The organism is Anaerosporobacter sp. (genome assembly GCF_031551385.1).
Taxonomy (GTDB): domain Bacteria; phylum Bacillota; class Clostridia; order Lachnospirales; family Lachnospiraceae; genus Anaerosporobacter.
Map to the genome: position 1 here is coordinate 1 of NZ_JAVBNS010000230.1, position 4551 is coordinate 4551.

7 protein-coding genes are annotated in these 4551 nt (G+C 34.7%); all 7 read left to right on the top strand.

Going from position 1 to position 4551, the window contains the following annotated elements; all coding sequences use genetic code 11:
* Positions 1-220: hypothetical protein (locus RMR19_RS17445; RefSeq protein WP_310604781.1), on the top strand; the 220-nt coding region annotated here is incomplete at its 5' end.
* Positions 221-437: 217 nt separating this feature from the next.
* Entirely contained in the window at positions 438-1331 is an 894-nt protein-coding gene (locus tag RMR19_RS17450; protein WP_310604782.1) for a sigma-E processing peptidase SpoIIGA, read from the top strand.
* 27 nt (positions 1332-1358) lie between these two features.
* A complete protein-coding gene (gene sigE / locus RMR19_RS17455; protein WP_310604783.1) occupies positions 1359-2099 on the top strand; it encodes an RNA polymerase sporulation sigma factor SigE in 741 nt (246 codons plus the stop codon).
* A gap of 157 nt (positions 2100-2256) precedes the next feature.
* Positions 2257-3039: an RNA polymerase sporulation sigma factor SigG gene (gene sigG, locus RMR19_RS17460; RefSeq protein ID WP_310604784.1), complete on the top strand. Its 783-nt coding sequence runs from the start codon at positions 2257-2259 to the stop codon at positions 3037-3039.
* Positions 3040-3057: 18 nt separating this feature from the next.
* Complete coding sequence (locus tag RMR19_RS17465; RefSeq protein ID WP_310604785.1) at positions 3058-3318, top strand: YlmC/YmxH family sporulation protein; 261 nt, start codon at positions 3058-3060, stop codon at positions 3316-3318.
* A gap of 118 nt (positions 3319-3436) precedes the next feature.
* Positions 3437-3889, top strand: a complete 453-nt coding sequence (gene nrdR, locus RMR19_RS17470) for a transcriptional regulator NrdR (RefSeq protein WP_310604786.1) — start codon at positions 3437-3439, stop codon at positions 3887-3889.
* Positions 3890-4050: 161 nt separating this feature from the next.
* Positions 4051-4551: magnesium chelatase domain-containing protein (locus tag RMR19_RS17475; RefSeq protein ID WP_310604787.1), on the top strand; the 501-nt coding region annotated here is incomplete at its 3' end.

Consider the following 4551-nt stretch of genomic DNA (forward strand, 5'->3'; position numbering starts at 1 on the left):
CCAGGCAACACAGCAAATGCCAAGAATGGGAGCAAGTACAAGCAATACGACTCCATTTACAAGAGCAACAACACCAACACCTGTTATGAGTGCTGCTGCAGTGGCAGAGCCACAAGTTAGTACGATTAGACCGACACAAACGTATACAAGACCAGTATCACAAGAGACAGATCATGAAGGTATTAAAATACCAGAATTTTTAAAGAAAAATCGTAAATAATATATCAAAAAACAATGGGACCATTTTATACAAGATGGTCCTATTTTCTTATGCATTTTTTCAAAAAAATAGAGTTTGTGTATTCTCAACCTACATTCTGTAGGATTCTGTATTACTTTGATGAAAAGTAAATGGAAAAGATATCCAATAAATGACAAAAACAATGAAGCGGATGAGTTATAATAAATTTACTGAGTGTACGAGTAGGAGGTGAACATTGAAACTAGAGGTTTACATTGATTTAATCTTTGGAGTAAATCTTATTATGGATTATCTGATTCTGGTATTCATGAAAAAGCTTGTGAAGAAAAATAGTAAAAAGCGGCGAATGTTATTGGCGGCAGTATTAGGCGGTTTGGGAGCTTGCTTAAGCATTATGGTGCCAATGTTTCGCTTAGGAGTCGCTATGATGCTATTTGGAGTTGTATTAGCAGGTTGTATGCTAAGGATTGCGTTCCATTATAAAACAATGAAAGCTCTTATAAAGGACATTTTAGTGTATTATGCAATTACCTTTTTACTTGGTGGTATTATGAATTACTTATATTACTATACAAGTGCGGGGTATTATATTACTGAATTTATAAGAATATTGCCGTCAAAAGCACTTGGCTTTGGCTATTTACTTGCTTTCTTTGCAGTTGCAGGAAGTTTTATCTATCTTATAAAGAAGTTTTATCTACAAATGAAAGGAACAAGGGAGTTGTTCTATAACGTTGAATTAGTGTTTGGTGAAAAAAAGATAATTTGTAGAGGTTTTTTGGATACGGGAAATCATCTTAGAGAGCCGATATCAAGAAAACCAGTTATTGTTGCGGATGTTGAAGGGATAAAAGAAATTCTACCAGAAGAATTAACCCAGTATGCGAAAGAGTTAACGGGGGATATGGAACAAAAAAACATCGAAAACTATGCGGTAAGAATCAAGTGGATTCCTTACCATGCAGTAGGTACTGAGGAAGGAATCTTGCCTGGAATTGTATTTGATGAAGTGAATATTTTCAACGAAGATACAATCGTACATAATCCGAATATAACAGTTGCAATTTATCGAGGCAAATTAACGGTAGATGACAGTTATCATATTATTCTACACGAAGAATTATTGTAACGAATTTTATAACGGGAGGAATGAAGCATGTTGTTAAAGGTATCAATACCAAATAAATTTCAATTTAGAGTAATACCAGATTTTAAAAACGTACTATTTAAACAAAGAGGTGACATTCATTATATAGGTGGAGCAGAAGTGTTACCAGCTCCGCTTGATGCAGAGAGAGAATCTGATGTTATTTCTAGATTGGGAACCGACGAGGATGCAAAAGCGAAATCTGTACTTGTAGAACATAATTTGCGTCTGGTTGTGTACATAGCGAAGAAGTTTGATAATACTGGTGTTGGTGTTGAAGATTTAATATCGATTGGGACGATTGGTTTAATAAAGGCAATCAATACATTTAAACCAGATAAGAATATTAAATTGGCAACCTATGCTTCAAGATGCATTGAGAATGAAATCTTGATGTATCTACGTAGGAACAATAAGACGAAGTTAGAAGTGTCTATTGATGAACCACTTAATGTGGATTGGGATGGGAATGAATTATTATTGTCGGATATTCTAGGAACGGATGAAGACATAATATATAAGAATATAGAAGATGAAGTAGACCGAAAACTCTTGAATAAAGCGCTTGGGAAGCTTACAGAGAGGGAACGTGTCATAGTTCAACTTCGTTTTGGATTAAATTCAAAGGATGGTACAGAAAAGACACAGAAAGAGGTAGCGGATTTGCTTGGAATTTCACAATCCTATATCTCAAGGCTTGAGAAGAAAATTATGAAACGCTTAAAAAAAGAAATTGTAAGGCTGGAGTAGAGGTTTAAATGTAGTAACGATATGAGTAAAAGTGAATATAATATAATGAAATAAATCTCTATGGTAAAAAGTACTAAATAATGAAAAATATAATAAGTATAAAGTTCCAGTAATTAGCACATCATTTATGTATATATATGATGTGGAGGTTAATGAAATGGCTCTTTACAAAGTTGAGATATGTGGTGTTAATACAGCGAAATTACCTTTGCTTAAAAACGAGGAAAAGAAAGAACTCTTTGATCGTATATTGAAAGGGGATAAAGAAGCTAGGGAACTTTATATTAAAGGAAATCTGAGACTTGTTCTTAGTATCATTCAAAGGTTTTCTAACAGCAATGAAAATGTTGATGATTTGTTTCAAATTGGTTGCATTGGTCTTATGAAAGCGATAGATAATTTTGATGTAACCCAAAATGTAAAGTTTAGTACTTACGCAGTTCCGATGATTATTGGGGAAATTCGTAGATATCTTAGGGATAATAATAGTATTCGTGTTAGCAGATCTTTACGTGACACAGCTTACAAAGCGATTTACACGAAGGAAGCTTTGATGAGAAAGAATGATAAAGAGCCAACCGTATGCGAGATTGCTGAAGAGATTGGTATAAGTAAAGAAGATATCGTATTTGCATTAGATGCAATCCAAAGTCCTGTGTCTTTGTATGAACCGGTTTATTCGGAAGGTGGAGACGCCCTCTATATTATGGATCAAATAAGTGACAAAAAAAACAAAGAAGAAAATTGGATTGAAGAAATTGCTTTGAAAGAAGCAATGAGCAAATTATCTGATAGAGAGAATAATATTATTAAACTGCGATTTTTTGAAGGGAAAACGCAGATGGAAGTAGCGAATGAGATATGTATCTCTCAAGCGCAAGTGTCGAGATTAGAGAAATCAGCGTTAAAGAATATGAAGAATTATTTGACAGGTAAATAAATCAAAGGGGCGATTGGCATGCGTTTTTGCGAATTGAAAGAGAAGGAGGTTATTAACTGCAGAAACGGACAGAGATTAGGATATGTATGTGATCTTGATTTTGATATATGTACCGCTAAGATACGATGTTTGATTGTGCCAGGCCCATGTAAGATATGGGGGATACTTGGTAGGGAGAGCGAGTATATTATTGACTGTGCTTGTGTCAAACAAATCGGAGAGGACGTTATTTTGGTTGATATTGATGAACAAAGATGCTTGGTTGGATGCAAATGTTAATCTATTAGGGTTAAAAGCTTTAAACTTCCTAATAGTTATATGAAAGTTCTTGACATAATGTAATCAATTACATTACTATTATTGTAGTAACAGAAATGCGTGATTGAGGGGGAGCTTTATGAAGTGTCCATTTTGCAATGAAGAAAATACAAGAGTTATTGATTCAAGACCAGCCGATGATAATTGTTCTATTCGTAGGAGACGTCAATGTGACAAGTGTAAAAAACGTTTTACAACGTATGAAAAGATAGAAGTAATTCCATTAGTCGTAATAAAGAAAGATATGAATCGCGAACCATACAATCGTTCAAAGATTGAAGCAGGAGTATTTAGTTCTTGTCATAAGAGACCGATTTCGGTAGACAGTATCACGGCAGTTGTTGATGATATTGAAACTACAATCTTTAATATGGATAAGAGTGAGATTAATAGCAATTTAATCGGTGAAATTGTTATGGATAAGTTAAAGGAGTTAGATCCGGTAGCGTATGTAAGATTTGCTTCTATATATAGAGAATTCAAAGATGCGAATACATTTATGGATGAACTCAAGAAGATTCTTGCAAATTAAATATTATGGGAATTGTTTATCTTAAAGAAAGGTTATTGAGTGAGAACGCTTGATAATCTTTCTTTTGTTTGTGAGAAAGTTTGTTTTGCAAACGTGCTATCGGTATGTTATAGTGTAAATATATGGTTCTTAGAGTCTTGAAGAGAGGGAAAGGATCAATAATGTTTAGTAAATCGTATTGTGCTGCAATTCTTGGAATAGAAGGAGTGCCAGTACAAGTTGAGGCAGATGTAAGTGATGGTCTGCCATGTTTTGATATGGTAGGTTTTCTTGCTTCGGAGGTGAAGGAAGCGAAGGAAAGAGTACGAATTGCATTGAAAAACTCAGAATTTCGTCTACCACCGAAACGTATCACAATTAATTTATCACCAGCAGATATCCGTAAGGAAGGAACTGCTTTTGATTTCCCTATCGCAATTGCGATTCTGGCCGCTTCTGGCTATGTTCCACAAGAAAATATTAATGATTGTATGCTGATTGGCGAATTGAGCTTAAATGGGCATCTACAGCGTGTAAACGGAGTGCTTCCTATGACATATGCAGCGGCGAAGCATGGATTTAAGAGATGTTTGGTTCCGATGGATAATGTAAAGGAAGGAGCTGTTGTAACTGGTATTGAAGTAATAGGGATACAGACGTTGCATGAAGCTGTAGAGTATTTG

Coding starts and splice junctions, on each gene's coding strand:
- sigE (WP_310604783.1), top strand. CDS start 1,359: ATGTTGTTAAAGGTATCAATACCAAATAAATTTCAATTTAGAGTAATA.
- sigG (WP_310604784.1), top strand. CDS start 2,257: ATGGCTCTTTACAAAGTTGAGATATGTGGTGTTAATACAGCGAAATTA.
- RMR19_RS17465 (WP_310604785.1), top strand. CDS start 3,058: ATGCGTTTTTGCGAATTGAAAGAGAAGGAGGTTATTAACTGCAGAAAC.
- nrdR (WP_310604786.1), top strand. CDS start 3,437: ATGAAGTGTCCATTTTGCAATGAAGAAAATACAAGAGTTATTGATTCA.